At 34.0% G+C, this 19,603-nt stretch carries 12 protein-coding genes, 2 tRNA genes and 1 pseudogene; 1 reads left to right on the top strand and 14 read right to left on the bottom strand.

All coding sequences use genetic code 11. From position 1 onward, the window contains the following. Positions 1-211: 211 nt before the first annotated feature. The 12 genes and pseudogenes from D9V42_RS05640 to D9V42_RS05585 all read right to left on the bottom strand — a co-directional run bounded on the left by D9V42_RS05640 (position 212) and on the right by D9V42_RS05585 (position 14,996). Complete coding sequence (locus D9V42_RS05640) at positions 212-757, bottom strand: YdhK family protein (RefSeq protein WP_017723719.1); 546 nt, start codon at positions 755-757, stop codon at positions 212-214. A 17-nt stretch (positions 758-774) separates the two neighbouring features. Continuing rightward, positions 775-2,837 (bottom strand): annotated as a pseudogene (locus D9V42_RS05635) (heavy metal translocating P-type ATPase). 511 nt (positions 2,838-3,348) lie between these two features. Then, positions 3,349-3,828, bottom strand: a complete 480-nt coding sequence (gene rlmH / locus D9V42_RS05630) for a 23S rRNA (pseudouridine(1915)-N(3))-methyltransferase RlmH (RefSeq protein WP_122063665.1) — start codon at positions 3,826-3,828, stop codon at positions 3,349-3,351. A gap of 1,092 nt (positions 3,829-4,920) precedes the next feature. Next, positions 4,921-5,721, bottom strand: a complete 801-nt coding sequence (locus D9V42_RS05625) for an MBL fold metallo-hydrolase (RefSeq protein WP_122063660.1) — start codon at positions 5,719-5,721, stop codon at positions 4,921-4,923. A gap of 457 nt (positions 5,722-6,178) precedes the next feature. After that, complete coding sequence (locus D9V42_RS05620; RefSeq protein WP_122063658.1) at positions 6,179-8,116, bottom strand: right-handed parallel beta-helix repeat-containing protein; 1,938 nt, start codon at positions 8,114-8,116, stop codon at positions 6,179-6,181. 14 nt (positions 8,117-8,130) lie between these two features. Next, positions 8,131-9,570: an MFS transporter gene (locus D9V42_RS05615; RefSeq protein ID WP_233665277.1), complete on the bottom strand. Its 1,440-nt coding sequence runs from the start codon at positions 9,568-9,570 to the stop codon at positions 8,131-8,133. A 197-nt stretch (positions 9,571-9,767) separates the two neighbouring features. Beyond that, the gene (locus tag D9V42_RS05610) at positions 9,768-10,550 is read right to left on the bottom strand and encodes a two-component system regulatory protein YycI (RefSeq protein WP_122063655.1); all 783 of its coding nucleotides are present in this window, start codon (positions 10,548-10,550) and stop codon (positions 9,768-9,770) included. After that, on the bottom strand, positions 10,551-11,888 hold the full coding sequence (gene yycH, locus D9V42_RS05605) for a two-component system activity regulator YycH (RefSeq protein ID WP_026113539.1): 1,338 nt from the start codon (positions 11,886-11,888) through the stop codon (positions 10,551-10,553). It lies immediately after the preceding gene. Beyond that, a complete protein-coding gene (gene walK / locus D9V42_RS05600; RefSeq protein WP_017723693.1) occupies positions 11,878-13,710 on the bottom strand; it encodes a cell wall metabolism sensor histidine kinase WalK in 1,833 nt (610 codons plus the stop codon). The genes yycH and walK overlap by 11 nt, the downstream gene beginning before the upstream one ends. A 12-nt stretch (positions 13,711-13,722) precedes the next feature. After that, the gene (gene yycF, locus D9V42_RS05595; protein ID WP_017723692.1) at positions 13,723-14,424 is read right to left on the bottom strand and encodes a response regulator YycF; all 702 of its coding nucleotides are present in this window, start codon (positions 14,422-14,424) and stop codon (positions 13,723-13,725) included. Between the two features lie 416 nt (positions 14,425-14,840). Beyond that, positions 14,841-14,913, bottom strand: a tRNA-Asp gene (locus D9V42_RS05590). Positions 14,914-14,921: 8 nt separating this feature from the next. After that, a tRNA-Glu gene (locus D9V42_RS05585) sits at positions 14,922-14,996 on the bottom strand. 307 nt (positions 14,997-15,303) lie between these two features. On the opposite strand from D9V42_RS05585, the gene D9V42_RS05580 reads away from it, so the two are divergent. Further along, positions 15,304-16,521 (top strand): macrolide family glycosyltransferase, encoded by a 1,218-nt coding sequence (locus D9V42_RS05580; protein ID WP_107554709.1) that lies wholly within the window; start codon positions 15,304-15,306, stop codon positions 16,519-16,521. A 92-nt stretch (positions 16,522-16,613) separates the two neighbouring features. On the opposite strand, the gene D9V42_RS05575 is transcribed toward D9V42_RS05580, so the two are convergent. Both D9V42_RS05575 and dnaB read right to left on the bottom strand, forming a co-directional pair. After that, complete coding sequence (locus D9V42_RS05575) at positions 16,614-17,897, bottom strand: adenylosuccinate synthase (protein ID WP_122063652.1); 1,284 nt, start codon at positions 17,895-17,897, stop codon at positions 16,614-16,616. A 288-nt stretch (positions 17,898-18,185) separates the two neighbouring features. Continuing rightward, the gene (gene dnaB / locus D9V42_RS05570) at positions 18,186-19,586 is read right to left on the bottom strand and encodes a replicative DNA helicase (RefSeq protein ID WP_017723689.1); all 1,401 of its coding nucleotides are present in this window, start codon (positions 19,584-19,586) and stop codon (positions 18,186-18,188) included. Positions 19,587-19,603 lie beyond the last annotated feature (17 nt).

Here is a 19,603-nt window from a genome sequence, read left to right as displayed (position 1 = left end):
AGCTTCTGCGTATCGGTTAATGATGCGGTTTTTAATTATATAATTTCAATTAATAAGGTAATGAACAGTTTTTTGATAAATGTTATTCTTCTAAAATTCTTTTTAATTTACACAATAAAAAATATCCTCCTTAACAATAATAAGTTATTTAAATTATTGATTAAGGAGAATATTTTTATATCTATTTATTTCTCAATTTAGAACTAGATTTTTATCGTGCTTCCAGCTCATTTCCTGTCATCCATTTATGATTTTTAATGATTTTACCATTATCTTTGGATTTGTAATCAACCACGTAAACAGTAGTCTTTTTCACGTTATCTATATTAGCTGCAGCATTTTTCATGCCAGACATATGATTTGCTTCTAATTTAACAGTATCGTCCTTACTAAATCCATCTTTAGGTGCATCTTTAATTTCTTCGTTCACGACCCATTTATGATTGTTTACTTTTTCATTTCCATTTGTGGGTTTATAACTTACAACATAAGCATATGTTTTATACGCACCTTTTACAGTAGCTTCTGCACCTTTCATACCTGGCATATGTCCTGCTGTAATCGTTACTTTATCTCCCACTTTAAATTCACCCTCATTAGTCGATTTCATATTTTCAGGAACTTTACTTTCATCATTATGCTTCGTATGGCTCTCACTTTTTTGGTCATTAGTGTCTTTATCTTTTTCATCATTATTGGAGCAAGCTGATAATATTAGTAATGATCCTAATATCATAAAAAATAATTTTTTAATCATAATAAAACTCCTATCTTTTATTTTAATTTTAATGTAAAGGCATTAATTGCAACGATAACCGTACTTAGTGACATTAAAATAGCACCTATTGCAGGTGATAAAATCAAGCCGATAAATGCTAAAATACCAGCTGCTAAAGGTACAGCAACAATATTATAGCCTGCACCCCACCATAAGTTTTGCACCATTTTTCTCATAGTATTATTTGAAAGGGTCAAGAAATGAATGATATCTGATGGATTACTTTTAACAAGTATGATATCACCTGAATCCACTGCAACATCCGTTCCTGCACCAATTGCAATACCAATATCTGCTCTTATAAGACTTGGTGCGTCATTGATACCGTCTCCGACCATCATTACTTTTTTACCACTACGTTGATAATCTTTTATGATACTTTCTTTATCTTCTGGCTTGAGTTGTGCGTGCACATCACTAATACCTAATTCTTTTGCGACAGCGTGTGCCACTTCATTATTGTCACCCGTAAGCATAACTGGTGTAATATTTCTTGATAGTAAATCAGCTACCATTTGTTTTGAGCTTTCTTTAATTTGATCTCCTTGAGCAATCATGCCAATGACTTGTTGTTCATCAATTAAATAGCTGATTGAATTACCTTGTTGAGCTAATTTAGTAAACAAGTCATCGTCATAATTAAGTTTATGTTTATCAAGATAAGAGACATTTGTTATTTTATATGTTTTATTATCAATTAGACCTTCTAATCCGACACCTGGAATATTATTAACGTCTTGTGGATTAGTAAATGAAACATTTTTACTTTTCGCAAAATCAACAATACTTATAGCTAATGAGTGATTAGATTGACTTTCTAATGAGGCGAAAAGGCTTAATATTGTATCATTACTCAAATCATTTTTAAAGCTCTCATAATGATTCACAGAAAAGTTACCCTCAGTTAAAGTACCAGTTTTATCCATCATTACATAATCGATATGTTGAGCTATTTCTACAGACTCTCTATTTTTAATAATTAAACCATTATGTGCACCAATTGAAGTAGAACGTGCAGTGACTAAAGGTATTGCCAAGCCTAAAGCATGTGGACAAGCAATGACTAACACAGTTACAAGACGTTCTAATGCAAAATCAACATCATTTTGAATGAGCATCCAGACAATAAAAGAAATCACGCCAACACTTACAGCAAAGTAGAATAAATAACCCGCTACTTTATCAGATAACAATTCAGCACTAGATTTATCACTTTGTGCTTGATTAACAAGTCCCATAACTTGAGAAAGATATCCATCTTCTCCCACAGCTGTAACCTTGAGTTGTATTGTTCCAGACCCATTAATAGAACCCCCGATGACGTTGTCATTTTGATTTTTTGTACTTTTTTAGATTCTCCAGTGACTAGGGATTCATCTATAGATGTTTGTCCTTGAACGATAATACCATCTGTTGGAATGCTTTCTCCGGCTTTTACTTCGACGATATCATCAGTCATGATGTCTGATATTTTAACTTCTTCGCGTTGGCCATTATCCATAACTTTAATAGCACTATTAGGTAACAGTTCTGCCATTTTCTTTAAAGCATCTCCAGCATTTCCGACAGCATTCATTTCTATCCAATGTCCTAATAGCATAATTAAAATTAAGGTTGCTAATTCCCAAAAAAAGTCCATTGTATGACCAGTTGCACTACTAAAGTTATTCATATAAAAAGCATACAAGCTATAAATATAAGCTACTGAGATACCTAGGGTAACTAAGGTCATCATGCCTGGTTTTTTTGTAGCAATTTCATCTTTACCACCAGACAAGAACGGTTTACCACCATAAAAGAATAAAATTGTACTTAATATTAACACTACCCATTCAGAACCTGGAAATGTGAATTGAAAAGGTAAGTTAACACCCATCAGTGGCGATAAAAGAATGATAGGTATTGCAAAAATTAATGAAACAAAAAACTTAACTTTAAAATTTCCATGATGATGTGCATGGCCACTATGATGATGATGTGAGGCATGGTTATCATGATGCATTTGATTGGAATGATTCATGTGATTTTGATGATTATGCTCTTCACCATTATTATTCAAATTAACCCCTCCTAATGAAAATGTTATAGTAAAGCTACTTATACTATAACATATACCCACCCAGGGTATAAATGTTTTCGATTTATCTACTTTTATGGATTTATATAATTCCGAAACTTATGTCTACACGTCCTACATTAGACCTTGTCATCGATATTTAAAACAATGTTTTAATTAAAAGATCTAATCTTAACTATCGCATGACAATACACTCTGACCAAGGTTATCATTACCAAAACAAGTCATATATTAATATTCTTAAAGAAAATAATGCATTTCAGAGTATGTCTAGAAAAGCAAATTGTCTAGATAATTATTTAAAGAAGCCAGTAAATGAATTTATAATAAACTCATTTACTGGCCATTTTTCTAGTATTTATGCTCAGTCTCTTCAAACTATATTAATCCTTTTTTGATTCTCAAATTCTACGCCACAATAGCTGCATTTTATTAAAGATACTATATATTCAATCAATTTCAAAGTGAGTTACATACAACCTATTTTTTAGTTTTATTTGTGATATGTCTCCCCACGCATAATCTTAAATGCACGGTAGATCTGCTCTATCAATATGACGCGCATCATTTGGTGTGGGAATGTCATTTTACTAAAGGATAATGCATAGTCGCTACGGTCTAGTACACCTTTATGTAAGCCGTTGGATCCACCAATAATAAAGGTAAAGTCACTTTGTCCTCTAGTCATTCGTCCTTCTATTTCTTTAGCTAATCCTTCAGACGTCAACATATTACCTTTGATTTCAAGTGTTATGACAGTTGACTGGGGTTTTACTTTTGCTAATAAGCGCTGGCCTTCTTTCTCCTTCACTTGTTCAACTTCTTTATCGCTCATATTTTCAGGTGCTTTTTCGTCAGGCACTTCTATAACTTCAATTTTGGAGTATGCTCCTAAACGTTTTTCATATTCTGCGATTGCTTGTTTCCAGTATTTTTCTTTTAATTTACCTACTGTTAGTATCGTAATTTTCATCATTGTCCTCCAAGTTCATAATAAACAATAGTTATTAGAGTTATCCACAAGTTGTACACTTATTCACACTATTCCCTCTTATTATAACAGGAATGTATATCATTATTTAATAATGTTTACGTTTTCTAAACAAAAATAAGTTAATAACATGTTAATTTGTGGATAACCCTGTGTATAATGTGGGTATTTCCTTGTTAATTGTGCACATCTATGGATAACTATGGATAAAACAGTGGATAAGTTGATGGGTATCTTACATACTTATTCACAAATTTTACGTTATCTTCATGATTTTTACCTATTAAAACCTTTTATTAGCTAAGTTATCCACTGTTTATAATTATGCTGTAATTGTATATTGGGTTTCAATTAAGACACAGGGATGTATGACCCTTAAAATTTAGTAATACTATTCTTACACATAATAAAAAACCAATATCTCAAATTGTGATATTGGTTAGGTTATTACAATACAAATCAGCCTAATGATTTATCAATAATCACTAGTCTTCCTCAATTAATTTGTGAATTTATTTATAGAATGCATCATTCCTACGTAATAATGCATTAAAAAGCGTTAAGTCTCAAACATCATATTAAATCTCGGTTAATTTATGAAAAATCTCTGAATTTTTCAATTTAATGCCGCTATAAAAGTAAGTTTACGTTGGCTTATTTCCAATGCTTTACAATCCGCTAAACTTTTCAGTTACACTCTCTTCCTCTTTTGGATTACATACACTCACAATAATGCATTAAGAAGCCTGAGTCTCACATTAATTCGCTATTATTGATAATCTGTTAATGTGCAGTAGATGACTGGTTTCTAAGTGCGCCTTGTATAATGCTTTTTAAAGCACTACTTCTTTATTTATAAAGATTAGTAGCGCTTATGCAATTGCTTGAGCAATTGCGTTCTAACAAAAAACTCATCTTTGCGAGGGCGGGACAACGAAATTTAGCATTCGCCTATACCAATGCATTCAAAATCGCTTAACTTTCCAATTGAGCTTGCTTTCAGTTTAGGATTACATTAGCCATTGGCTAATGCATTAAGAAGCCCTAGCCCCTTCAATCAAGGGGCAAGGGCTTCTATAGCGTATATATTGGGGTTGCATTAGCTTTGTCAGTATCGCACAACAATACTTCTTTTTCTGTATCGATGTCGTGTTCGTTTAGAACTTGTCCGACGCTCATGCGGGCTAAATCTTTCATGTTGTTATCTTGAGATAAGTGAGAAAGGTAAATGCGTTTTGTGCTGCCTGTAATGACGTCTGTCATTGCGTGTGCTGCATCTTCATTGGAAACGTGTCCCATGTCGCTCAAGATACGTTGTTTTGTCTTCCACGGATAACCACACATGCGTAACATATCTACATCGTGGTTACTTTCAAAGACGAATGCGTCGCTGCCTTGAATCATACCTTTCATGCGATCTGAAACGTAACCTGTGTCTGTTAAAATCGTAAATTTCTTATAGTTGTTATGGAATATATAGAATTGTGGATCGATGGCATCATGTGAAACGTTAAACGATTCAATGTCGAAGCCAGCTAATGATTTCGTTTCATATGGATTAAAGATGAATTTTTGGTCCATTGGAATTTTACTGTCTTTCCTTTCGATGGCTGACCATGTTTTTTCATTCGCATAAATAGGCAAGTTGTATTTACGTGCTAATACGCCTAATCCTTTAATATGGTCTGAATGTTCGTGAGTAACTAAAATACCGTTTAAGTCTTTAATTTGTTTATCAATTTGTCCAAAAAGTTCTTCCATTTTCTTCCCAGTCAAACCTGCGTCAACTAAGATACTGCCTTTATCATTTTCCACATAAGTGGCGTTTCCTGTACTACCACTCGCTAATACACTCATACGTATCAAGCGATTCACCCTTTCTAATCTGTAAACACTGTTTAGTAATATATTGTTATAGGGCAGACTTCGGTTTATGTGCCGTCAATATACCCTCTGTCTAAAATTTTCATTGCTCGTGCCGTTAGGAGCACTGCGCATAGCTAATGGAACCTCATGCATACGATTGCAATCACAGAATTTAAAAAATCCTGTCGCATAAAATTATTATCTCTTTTCCGCTTCAACTTATCGCGAATTTTACGCTTTTATTATACTACAGCGCTTTATTTTTTGCTTTTGTATAACGCTCATCAACAGTATTTAATTTTAACATACTTTATGGATATTTCATCTGAATAAAATTGGAAAGGTTTGTTAATCATTTTTCAATTTATAAAAATAAAAGATTCATCTCCTACGCAATGTAGAAAACAAATCTTTTACGTCATGCTATATAGTTATATAACTTTCATATTTCTTGAAATAAACTCTATTATTTTGCATCGTTTTTAGTCCAAATTTTCACTTTATTATTTCCAGTAGTGAGCGTTTGAAGTGGACCTATCATAGACTCATTTTCTCTCAACTCATCATTTAAATCTGTGTTGAGTGTTAATGAATTACCATTTTCATCTTCAAAGTCTGCATCAACAATACGTACTTTAGGTAATGTCTCGGTATCGTATACTTGTCCTTTAAATTCAATAAATGATTCTGGTACAGAGATATTTAAATACACATCATTACCTTCTTCGACTATTGATAAATCAGGGTTAACACTTTCATCTATAAAATTACGATCTTCTCTATTAAATTGATCTGCTTTATTAAAATATGCATTATCTTCAATATATACTGGTTGTTTTATCTTATGAAATGACTCATGATCGCCTTCTTCTTTAGCAACCGCTTCTTTAAATTCTGATAGTGACGTGTTATAACCATTATAAATTTCAGTTCCTACATTAGGTATACCTTCTTGTCCAATAAATATATTGTTATAAAATCTATCATCGCCACCATAAACTGGTGCAAATCCTGCTATTAATGTACTATGTGGTACATGGTATGGCGTTGCTCTATCCAACATTAACCTATGTACTATTTCGCCATTAATAATATTATTAACGTAAGCCCCACCTTGTGCATGGTTGTCTAAAGCATAATCCGCAGTTAGTATATTGTTATCTACAATATACGGACCGCTACTTACTTCTACGAACAAGTCTCTAGTATTATCATTAAATATGTTCTTACTTATTCTTGTTCCTTGTGTCTGCCAATCAAACCACATACCTAGTGAGCAATTATGAACATAATTGTTGTACACTTGTGTATCTATCGCAGCATGCAACTTGATACCTGCAATTTCATAACCAAAAAATTCTCTCTTATTACCTATATTATAAATATGGTTATTATATATTTTACTAAATGCGCTTCCTAAATGTCCTACTACTGCATTCTGTCCACAATCATGTATCACATTATTTCTAACAATATGTGATCCTATGGTTTCTTTATTCCAATCACTATTTACTGCTTTAAAGACGGTCTCTATTTGATATTGATAACCTGGTTTGTCTTTTCTATAAGTATTTAAATTGTCACCTGTTGAAATTTCTTTACCTATAGCAATCGCACTGCACACGGCGTTATAAAGTGTGTTATTTTCGATAATCCACCCTTTACTCCAATGTGTATCAATCATGCCTGTCTGTGCTGCAGTTGGAGGCGACCATTGCGTTGCTACATTCGCAATTTCAAAGTTTCTTATTGTAATATAATTTGTATGCATTTTGAAGGGACGAAATGCGCTTTTTCTAACATTTATTTCCGTTACTTCATTATTGGGGTTATAGTCATGAAAATTCACATATATCGTTGTTATATCTTTTTCTACTTTTGCGTACCAGACATAGATTGATTGGTCTTTATAGTCATAAGTAACTTGTTTATTTGTCCAATGATCTAGTGTTTCTTCAACCAATTTCGGATCAGCCAATTGTTCATATTCACTTACTTCAAAAAGTGATTGATTGTTTAAATATACTTGTCCTAAACTCTTATCGTTATCGACCGCTAACCAATCGCCAAATAATTTTGTAGCAAATGGGTTAAAATCTTTAAATATCGTGTTATCTATTTCTACTTTCCATATACTGCCATCGATTTGTTGCCATCCTGTTATTTCTTCGGAGCCTTTAATAATAACCTGTTCGTCTTTGGCTGCTTCAAATGAAATTCTTCTAGACTCACTTAATCCTGTGTTTATATGTGTTATTTCTTCGCGATATATCCCTTGATGCACAATGATACTGTCCCCAGGTTGTGCAACAGAAGCAGCTTTATCTATTGTTAAGAATGGTGATTCAATATTACCTAATCCACAATCTGAACCTTTTTTATCTACATGAATACAATTTGTCATAGTAATCCCTCATTTTATTTATATATTTGTTTGTCTCTCATTTCACCTACGTTATTTGTTCTAATTTGTTCTTTTATGTGTTTAATAAATTTTTCATAATTCAAAAATAATGCGAATATCGTTACGATAGCGACTGCTAATAATGGAAAATAAATCTGCATGGATTTTATAGCAAAAATGGTACTTTGTGATTGAACTGAGGCTCCGGCAACATAGCCACCTACGGATAGTGACCACCCAACAATTGCAGATTGCAATCCTGAACCAATCTTCATGCCAGCGCTTGCTAAACTGAATATTGAGCCTTGTACTGGTACGCCCGTCTTCCAATAAATAATATCTCCAACATCTGCGACAATACCGCTTAATGCTGCTGTAAAAGGCACTAACCCTATTCCATGAATAATTAATCCAACGACTAAAAGTATTAAGTTCTCTGAGAATATGCCCATCATAATATACGAAATAATAGATATAATTAACCCGATGATAATACTATTTTTGATACCTACTTTTTCGGCAAATTGAGGTGCTACTAATAATCCTAAAATGGTAGGCAATAGTGTCGCTATACTCATCATTGCCATTACATTGGCGTCATTAAAAATGTACGTTGCGTAGTAGATTCTCATACTATTATCCGTTTGTCTCAAATACCATAATAAATATAAGACGATTGTAATCAGGAAATATTTTTCAGTTATTAAAGATTTAATGATTAAACTAAATGGAATACGCTTTGTTTTTTTAACTTCATGATATTGCTTTTCGGCCACATTTCTTTCTTTTACAAAATAACCTGTAATCATTAATGGGATTGCACATAACAACGCGTATATAGCTGAGGTATATGTCCAACCTTGCTGATTATCGCCAAAACTTGTTACAAAATAGACTGTGAAAGTTGTTATACATAACACACTGATATTAGAAAATATGAAGCGTATACTTCCTAGTGAAACTCTATCTTTTTCATTTTTAGTCATAAATGATACTAGTGATGAATAAGCAACATTATTTGCTGTATAAAAAATAACTGAAATCAAAAAATATACGATAAAAATATATGCAATTTGACCTGTATAACTAAACGATGTTGGCACATTAAATAACATGAATGTTAAAACGCCCAATACAGGTGCTGTCCAAAAGACCCAAGGCTTAGCTTTACCCATTTTAGTGTTTGTATTATCTATAATACTGCCCATAAAAATGTCTGAAAAACCATCTGCAAAACGACAAAAAAGTATAATAGTTCCAATAACTGAGCCTGCTATACCTACTACATCTGTCATATAAATAATGATAAATGATGCAATAAAAGTCCAACTGTAATTAGCACCAAAATCCCCTACCCCAAATACAACTTTTTCAGAAGTGCGTAACTTGGTTGAACCATTAACTTGGCTTTCGTCAACATAAGAACTATCATGCGTACCCGAAATTTTATCCATTGAATTCCCCCTTTGCTAGTTGGTTTGTTTTTTAAATTAACTAACTAGCTTAAGTGAAATATTATCATTGTAGTTTAATTTTGTAAACGCTTTCTTATTAATGTTTATGTCTATCTTAGAGAGTTAAGCCATTCCTTATTGTTTTTGGGTATAAAAAACGCACATCTCTTTAAGAGACGTGCGTTCGATCAGTTATATTATTCTTCAATTACTTTCGGGCTATCAGATACGGCTTCAACATAGTAAGTTTTAATCTTTTCTCCGTGTTTTACTTTGATCTCCCAATTGGCTTCGAGTACTTGCACATTGGGCTCTTTCACAACCGTGTAGTAACCAAGTCTTGCGTTAGTAACTTCATCGTTGCGTTTAAGATAACGGTTAAAGTAAAGGGCTTCTATTGCGCTTCTCGCCGTATTCACTTGTTTTTTCTCGTTGTTAGCGCCTTCTGATGGTGTGATAGATTTCATTGCCGTTTGTTTATAGCTTGAAGCTTTACCATCATTATTTATATTAAATTTTAATCTCGCTTTATTGTTATTCATAATTGGATAATCTTCGTAAGTTTGTTCAAACGTTACGTTTTTGTTGTCTATGTTACTCATTTCATAGTCTTTACCTTTATACACCTTATCTTTGACATATGTCTTTAAGTCGGTGTATTGATCATTGCTGACGTCGATAGGACTACTAATGTCACCTTTAGCCATGGCACCTGATTGTTCACTCGATATATCAGAATGCGCTTTAGCATAGGATGAAAAATCAAATGAACGCGCGGTTAGCAACTGCATTTTTAAATTTTTAACACTTGGGAGGTTGTCTGGAATTTTAATTTCTTCTTGTTTAAAATCCACAGCATTTTCAACTTCACTATCATTGATATGTGACTTATTCACCTTATCAATATAGATAATGACTAAGCCAATATTTACTAGAATAAAGACGATAATAAATAATGTTTTTGTACGTTTCCAGTTCATTTATTCTAGCCCCCCATCACTGTATGCACGCCATTCACCATCATATTGTACATACCATTGTGGTTTGAATTCACTATTGCGTTGGATTTCAATATCGGTATTATCTGGTTTGTTATCCATATTGTAGCCGATCGTCATGTTTGTTACTTCTTCAAAGTTAATCTCTGGATTGTTTGCTAACTCTGCACGTACAGTCTCAGCACCAGGTAGTTTAACCTCGTCTTCACCACTATCAATCGTTACATTGGCTTTCAATAGTGCACGTGCATAACTAAAGACGCCTTTATCGCCCCATGATACTTTAATGTTATTAAGATCATCATTATTAAACGTTGGACGACCGTTTAAGAACATTTGATATGTCAGTTCACCAGTCTTGTTATCCACATTGAATAACCTGAAATCATCTGTAAAGCCACCGTGATTGTTTATATAATCAAAGGTACTCGGTATGCTTTCTTTCATATTAGTAGAACGATTTTCATCTTCTGAGAGATTAGTATAGCGGTATTTTTCACTGTCATCGCTATAATTGGCAACGCCCGTATTATTATTATATGTTGCGTTACCGCTTTTCGAACTACGCACAACGACAGAGTCATTAAATAGTATGGCATTCATCGTATCTACACTAATGCGATTATAAATCGTGTGATATGATTTCAAGCCTTTAGGCGCTTTTGGCGCGAAAATATGTGTAGCCTTATCAATCGTATCTTTATTCGTAATAATCTCAGTATAAGGCTGCATATTTTTCTGTTGCTGCTTCATTACCTTTTCAAATTGGCTGAGTTTAGCAGACGTTGTCATACGCACAACGTTATGGCGATCTTTACTAATCGCATAGAGCTTCACTGTACCATCTTTATTATTGTCGACGATTAAGCGATCGAATTTAAAATTGTTTGGCACTTTAGCGTTAATATTCAAGGCTTGACCTAAATAAGTTGCTAATGGCATATCATACGTAAAATCCAATACTAAAAATTCATCACTAAGATCTGGGATAATTAAGTTATGGTTACTATGCATTTGCTCTGAACGTAATACACGATGATTCTTCAATGGTTTCAATGTTGCTTCTACATTACTTTTCGTCGCTTCCATACCTTCAGAATCTTCACCTTTAGAATGAATTACCTGATAGGGTGTAACCACTTTATCCATTCCTTGATCTAATGGCTTCCCTATCGTCTTAGCTTCTGTTTCTTTATTATCTTGTTGCTTATCCACATTGGCTAAATCAGGTGAGAAATTCCAGGTCATATATGTTAAAACCGCACTCATTAATACAAGAAGGATAAGGATTATGGATTTGATTAACTCTTTACTCCGCATCCCAATCACCATCTTCTAAAACTTCACATGGAAGCGTAATAAAGATTGACGTGCCTTGTCCTTCTACACTGTTCGCCCATATACGGCCATTGTGAGCTTCTACAATTTCTTTAGATATAGCTAATCCTAGACCTGTACCACCCATCTTACGCGTACGTGCTTTATCTACACGATAGAAGCGGTCAAAGATTTTATCTACTTTATTGATTGGAATACCAATACCATTATCTTTCACACGAATCGTCATACGATTATATAACGCATTCTGTTTCACGTGAAACTCAACACGTTTATCACCACGTGAATATTTCATCGCATTGGTAATAACGTTATCAAACACTTGTGTCATCTTATCTGGATCGATTTCAGTAAAGATCGTTTGTTTTGGAATTTCACGGATAAATGTCGTATCTTTCGCAGACATCTCGTGACGATTAATGATTTTATTGATAAACATATTAAAGTCTACGATCTCTTTAGTAATTTGATCAGATTCGTTGTCCATCTTAGATAATTGTAGTAAATCGTTTACAAGACGAATCATACGTTCTGTTTCTTCACGTGTAACGGATAGGAATTGTGGTGCTAGGTCGTCATCTTTCCACGCACCACCTTCTAATGCTTCGATATAACTGTTCATCGAAGTCAGTGGTGTACGTAATTCGTGAGACACGTTAGCCACGAATTCACGACGTTCTCGTTCAACTTGTTGTTGTTCAGTTACATCATGTAGCACGGCGATATAACCTGTGACAAAGCCGGTTTCTTGAACAATCGTACTAAAGTTAACTCGAACGATAATGCCTTCCGTCTCATTGATGTCTAACAAGAAACTATCGTTATTCTCTTGAATTTCATCTAATGAGAAATCTTCTTCAAGATTCAATACGTTAAGCATATAATCACCAATAATATCTTCTTTCATTGTGCCCATCATCGTTAATGCCATATCATTAACAATACGTATACGTCCGCGTCGATCTGTTGCGATAATACCATCACTCATGTGTGTGATAACGGAATCAAGACGCCGTTTTTCACTTTCGGTATTTGCCTGTGCTTCTTGTACACGTTTAGATAGGTTATTGAAGGCGAGTGCGAGCTCACCAATTTCATCGTTACCATAAATTTTTACACGTTGCGTATAGTTACCTTTAGACATTTCTACGGTCTGGTTCCGCATGTCTGTAATGGGTTTCGTAATTGTACGTGCAATAAAGAACCCGAGGATTACTGTAATTAACAATGAAATCCCTGTACCAACGATAAAGATTTGGTTGATATTACTTAACTGGTTATATACATCGTTTATATCTGCTTCGATATAAACGTCACCAATCGTACCATCGTTAGATGTTTTAACAGGTAAGTTATATACCCAGACACGCTGTTTACCATTACCGTAATCTTTTAATACGGTATGGCTATTGATTTCACCTAGCGACAGTGCTTTTTGAATAGAATTATCATTGGCTTTTTGATTTATTAGACTACGGGTAGACTGCTTTGAAGTAGCCATGATAATTTGATCTTTATCAATAAAGCGAATTTCTTCTATTTCTTGTCTATTAGCATACTCATTCAATAAGTTTTGAACTTCTTTTTGAGCATTTACCGAATTATCTTCGTCGTAGACCTTTTCAATATTAATTTCTATTTGTTTCGCATATTGCGAAATATTATTTTTAAATGTTTGTGTTAATTCTTTTTCAAGACTATTCGTAAAATATAAACCGATAATTTGCATACCGATTATAATCAGCAATACATAGACGATAACAAGTTTCGTGTGTAAGGATTGAAAATGTTTAAGCCATTTCATTTAACATGGCCTCTAATCATGTTGTTGGAGGAAATATCCAACACCACGGCGTGTCACTATATATTCTGGATGAGATGGATCATCCTCAATTTTTTCACGTAAGCGTCGAATTGTAACGTCTACAGTACGCACATCGCCAAAATAGTCATAGCCCCAAACGGTTTGTAATAAATGTTCGCGTGTCATGACTTGCCCCATATGTTTAGATAAATAATGGAATAGTTCGAATTCACGGTGTGTTAATTCGATGTCACCGCCACGTTTTTTAATAGAATAAGCATCTGGATAGATAACGATATCTTTTATAGTAATTTCATTAGATTCGTCGTTAATTTCTTGTGCTGGTTGCGAATAATGACGACGTAAATTTGCTTTCACACGTGCGATTAATTCACGTGTGCTAAATGGTTTCGTCACATAGTCATCGGCACCTAGCTCAAGACCTAATACTTTATCTATTTCTGAATCTTTTGCAGTTAACATAATGATTGGCATTTCATATTTTTTACGTACTTCACGGCAGACTTCCATGCCATCACGACCAGGTAACATGATATCTAACAACACGATATCTGGCTCTTCATCATATATTAAATCTACTGCATCATTTCCATCATAGGCACAAAATACTTCGTACCCTTCTTTTTTTAAATTAAATTCTAAAATGTCAGCAATTGGTTTTTCATCATCGACTACAACAACTTTTCTAGCCATATTTTATAAACCTCATTTCTATATTGTAGTACATTTACATTAAATTCTACGCACATCTCTATAATATAATTTACCATTTATGGCACTTCAATTCTATTTTTCTAAATAGAAAATTAAAATTGTATATTGTAAAATTATAACATTGTTGCTATAAAATGGGTACTCTTCGAGTCATGAATAGATATTTCCAGTCTAAACAATATTGCGTTTACGTTCGAATTAATTGCTTACACAATTTACTTACGAAATAAAAATCTACTTTCCTCCTATATTTAATACTTATAAATTCTTTTTATCCTGACGTAACTACAAAAATATTATACTTGCTAGATTAGCAATGTATACTGAAGTCTAATCAAGTAGTAATTAAAAAAATATATACAAAAAAATGCCCATCCTGTTGGATGGGCATTATACGGTCTCGACGGGAATCGAACCCGCGATCTCCTGCGTGACAGGCAGGCGTGTTAACCGCTACACTACGAGACCTAAAAAAATGGTGACTCCTACGGGACTCGAACCCGTGTTACCGCCGTGAAAGGGCGGTGTCTTAACCGCTTGACCAAGGAGCCTCTCTTAAGCACAAAATAAATTATACCAACTCTTTCATAGGATGACAAGCTCTTTTTTAAATTAAATTAGTATAATTTTCTATCTTAATTGTATAATGTGTAACTTTTTTACCAATACCTATAAAAAACTATAAAAATGTGATGAAAGCCCGACAAAATAGCACTCAAACTTTAAGTATCACTACTAAAATACCAATAACAATGCATTAAACTTTAATAGTAAACCTATTTATTAAATTTGAAATATTTTATGTTTTCTATGTATTTTGATAAAATAATTAAATAATACATATGAGGAGGCACTCAATTGGCAAAAGTACTATTTATTAACCCAGGTTCTGCAGGACATGTAAATCCAACAGTAGCCGTTTGTAAAACATTAGTAGAGAAAGGCGAGGAAGTTGTATATTACGCAACTGATAAATTCACAGATAGGCTTCAGGATATTGGCGTAGAAATACGTACATTTAATTCAGATGATATGATGACTCATTTTTCGACTTATGGACGTGATAATCTCTTTAATGTCATGAATGGCTTGTTAAATACGACAGATCTGTTCTTACCAAAAATATTAAAAAACATCGAAAATGAACACTATGACTATATGATTTATGATTCTATGTTTGGATGCGGCTATATGTTGGCTCAAAAATTAGGTATTCCTGCTATTTCTTCTATTACAACATTTGCACACACTAAAGATTCATTTGAGCAATTCACAAATCAATTGAACGTAAATTTAAGTGCTGAAGCAAAAGATGAAGCTGACAAAGCGTTTATTACTTTAAAGACACGTTTAGAACAAACTTATGATATTTCAATTCCTTCAAGATTTGAAGTGATGAATAATCCAGGCGACTTAAATATTTCATACGTCATGCGAAACTTCCAAATTAACTCTGATACATTTGACAGTAATCGCTATTTCTTTGCTGGACCGTCTGTCATCATGCCACAGCCTTCGGACTTCATGGCAGAAATTGATCAGTCTAAACCAATTATCTACATTTCTTTAGGTACTGTTTTTAATGAAAATATACCGTTTTTCAATAAGTGTTTTAAAGCATTAGCTGATATTGACGCCACAGTTGTAGTTTCTATTGGAGAAACGAATCGTATAGAGGATTTTGATGAAGTGCCTTCCAACTTTATTATAAAGTCATTTGTACCTCAAACTGAATTACTGCAATACACTTCATTATTCTTGACACATGCAGGTATGAATAGTGCAAATGAAGCAATTATGATGGGCGTACCTATGCTAGCTTTTCCACAAAATGCAGACCAACCCGTTGTAGCACAACAAATAGAAGATTTAAATATCGGGCAACAATTAAATTCCGAAACTTTTACTGTAGAACAATTGAAACAAACCGTATTAACAATGCTTAATCATTTAGAAGAATACCAAAACAATATAGATATGATTAAAGACCCTTCACATAGTGAACAATACGGTTATGAATTAGCCGCGAATAAAATTTTAGAGTTTCGTGACGCGCATTGCATAATGCAAAAATAAATATATACAAAAAACCTTGTAGCCAAATCATTTTTTACAAAATGAATGACTACAAGGTTTTCTTTTAATAGAGGTTCAATGGCACTATTTGCTTACCATAATGAACTTAATAAGTTGGTTTGATTACGATCTGGACCTACTGAGAAGATAGAAATCTTAACATCACTTAATTCAGAGATACGCTCTAAATATCTACGTGCGTTATCAGGTAATTCATCTAATGAACGACAACCTGTTACATCTTCTGTCCAACCAGGCAATGTTTCAAAGATTGGCTTACAGCGTTGTAAATCTTTCAAGTTTGCTGGATATTCAGTGATTTCTTTACCGTCTAACTCATAAGCAGTACAGATTTTAACTTCTTTTAGACCTGTTAACACATCAATAGAGTTGATTGATAAGTCTGTAATACCACTCGCACGGCGAGAGTGACGTAATACAACTGAATCGAACCAACCTACACGGCGTGGACGACCTGTAGTTGTACCGTATTCACGGCCTACTTCACGGATATGGTGTCCGTCATCATCAAATAGTTCAGTTGGGAATGGACCGTCGCCTACACGTGATGTATATGCTTTACATACACCAATCACTTTAGATACGAATGTTGGACCTACACCGCCACCCACAGTAACATTACCTGCAACTGGGTTACTTGAAGTAACAAATGGGTATGTACCATGATCGATGTCTAACATTACACCTTGTGCACCTTCAAATAATACTTTTTCTTCTGCTACAAATGCATCGTCTAAAACTTTTGCAGTGTCAGTAACGAATGGAGCTAAACGTTGGCCGGCTGCATAATAAGCTTCAAAGATTTCATCAAATGATGGACACGGTTTACCAAACATGCCTTCGAAGTATGCACCTTTGTATTCAATATTATCTTTTAATAATCTTTCGAATGTTTCTTTGTCTAATAAATCGGCAACACGAATACCAATACGTTGTGCTTTATCTACGTAAGCAGGGCCAATTCCTTTTTTCGTTGTACCAATTTTATTATCTCCACGACGTTCTTCTTCATATTCATCTTGTTTAATATGATAAGGTAAAATAACTTGTGCTCGGTTTGAAATACGTAAGTTATCTGTCGAAATACCTCTTTCATTTAAAGCGTCTAATTCTTTTAATAGTGCCACTGGATCTACAACGACACCGTTACCAATCACTGCTAATTTTTCTTTATAAAAAATACCAGATGGTACTAAGTGTAATTTATATGTTTCTCCGCCAAATTTAATAGTATGACCTGCATTATTACCGCCTGAAAAACGTGCAATAACGTCTGCTTGTTCTGCTAAGAAATCTGTAATTTTACCTTTACCTTCGTCTCCCCATTGTGTCCCAACTACTACTATTGATGACATATGAGCACCTCCAAGTTTTCTCGATTAACCATTACGTATTTTACCAATACACAGGATAGATTGCAAACCAAAAATCGAACATTAATTTTCAATGATTCTCTCTACTCAGCAAAAAATATCAACCAACTCGTATGCATCTTTAAGCTAGTGATACCAAAGTCTTATCGAACTAATTTGTAAAATAAAGACACATACTTACTTATAAATCTATGAACCAAACGCAAACAAAAACCGTACAATAAAACTTCAAATCAGTTCATTGTACGGAAAAATATTTTTCATTATTTTTTAACCCATTTCAGCATGTGCATAGTCTATATCTGTAAATTTGTTGTATTGTTTCATAAAGTGCAGCTTCACTGTTCCTGTAGGGCCATTACGTTGCTTAGCGATAATAATTTCAATTTCCCCATTTTCATCATTTGTTTGAGGTTCGAAATTAGTATCATCATCGTCTTCTTCGTCTTCACCACGATTATAATAATCATCACGGTATAAGAAAGCGATGATATCGGCATCTTGCTCGATAGAACCTGACTCACGAATATCACTCATCATCGGACGTTTATCTTGACGCTGCTCAACGCCACGTGATAGCTGACTCAGTGCAATAACAGGACATTCTAGCTCTCTAGCTATAGCCTTTAATGTACGTGAAATTTCAGAAACTTCTTGTTGTCTGTTATCTGAAAAGCGTGAGCCACTACCTGAGATTAATTGTAAGTAATCAATAACAACCATATCTAATCCGTGCTCTTGCTTTAAACGACGGCACTTAGAACGAATGTCAGTAATACGAATACCTGGAGTATCATCGATAAATATCTTAGTACGTGACAGTTTACCGACTGCTATAGTAAATCTATTCCAGTCTTCTTCAGTCATCATACCAGTTCTCAAGCGGTTTGAGTCCACGTTTCCTGAACTACAAATCATACGTGTTGCAAGTTGATCTGCACCCATCTCTAGCGAGAATATACCTACTGAAAAATGATCTTCGTGTGTTGCAACTTTTTGCGCAATATTAAGCGCGAAGGCAGTCTTACCTACTGAAGGACGTGCTGCTAAAATGATTAAATCATTACGGTTAAACCCTGCTGTCATCTGGTCTAAATCTCTGTAGCCCGTTGGAATACCTGGAGTTTGACCACTGTTTTGATCTAATAGTTCTGCATTCTCATATACTTCACCTAGTACATCTCGAATATCCTTAAATCCATCACTTTCACGTGAGGATGATAATTCTAATATACGACGTTCAGCGTCGTTAAGTATCGTATCTAGTTCCAGCTCATCATTATAACCATCATTCGCAATACTATCTGCAGTTTGTATTAATTTACGTTTAGTTGCATGCTTAAAAACAATCTCGGTATAGTATTGGATATTACGTGTTGTCGGCACATTACTTGATAATTCTGCAAGATATTGAGGACCACCCGCTTCATTCAATCGACCCTCTTGTGTCAATTGATCCATAATGGTTACCACATCAATATCTCTATTATCTTCATTGAGGTTCATCATTGCTCTAAAGATGTGTTGATGTGCACCTCTATAAAATGACTCAGGAAGCAATACTTCCTGAGTTGTGTTGATTAATTCTGGATCTATGATAATGGCACCTAAGACAGACTGTTCAGCCTCATTACTGTGTGGCATTTGATTTTGTTCATACATTCCATCCATTGTGATTACACCTCATA

This window comes from Staphylococcus pseudoxylosus, from assembly GCF_003697915.1.
Classification (GTDB): Bacteria; Bacillota; Bacilli; order Staphylococcales; family Staphylococcaceae; genus Staphylococcus; species Staphylococcus pseudoxylosus.
This window is presented reverse-complemented; position numbering and strand designations above follow the sequence as displayed.

Coding starts and splice junctions, on each gene's coding strand:
- D9V42_RS05640 (WP_017723719.1), bottom strand. CDS start 757: ATGATTAAAAAATTATTTTTTATGATATTAGGATCATTACTAATATTA.
- walK (WP_017723693.1), bottom strand. CDS start 13,710: ATGAAATGGCTTAAACATTTTCAATCCTTACACACGAAACTTGTTATC.
- yycF (WP_017723692.1), bottom strand. CDS start 14,424: ATGGCTAGAAAAGTTGTTGTAGTCGATGATGAAAAACCAATTGCTGAC.
- D9V42_RS05615 (WP_233665277.1), bottom strand. CDS start 9,570: ATGGATAAAATTTCGGGTACGCATGATAGTTCTTATGTTGACGAAAGC.
- dnaB (WP_017723689.1), bottom strand. CDS start 19,586: ATGGATGGAATGTATGAACAAAATCAAATGCCACACAGTAATGAGGCT.
- rlmH (WP_122063665.1), bottom strand. CDS start 3,828: ATGAAAATTACGATACTAACAGTAGGTAAATTAAAAGAAAAATACTGG.
- yycH (WP_026113539.1), bottom strand. CDS start 11,888: ATGCGGAGTAAAGAGTTAATCAAATCCATAATCCTTATCCTTCTTGTA.
- D9V42_RS05575 (WP_122063652.1), bottom strand. CDS start 17,897: ATGTCATCAATAGTAGTAGTTGGGACACAATGGGGAGACGAAGGTAAA.
- D9V42_RS05610 (WP_122063655.1), bottom strand. CDS start 10,550: ATGAACTGGAAACGTACAAAAACATTATTTATTATCGTCTTTATTCTA.
- D9V42_RS05620 (WP_122063658.1), bottom strand. CDS start 8,116: ATGACAAATTGTATTCATGTAGATAAAAAAGGTTCAGATTGTGGATTA.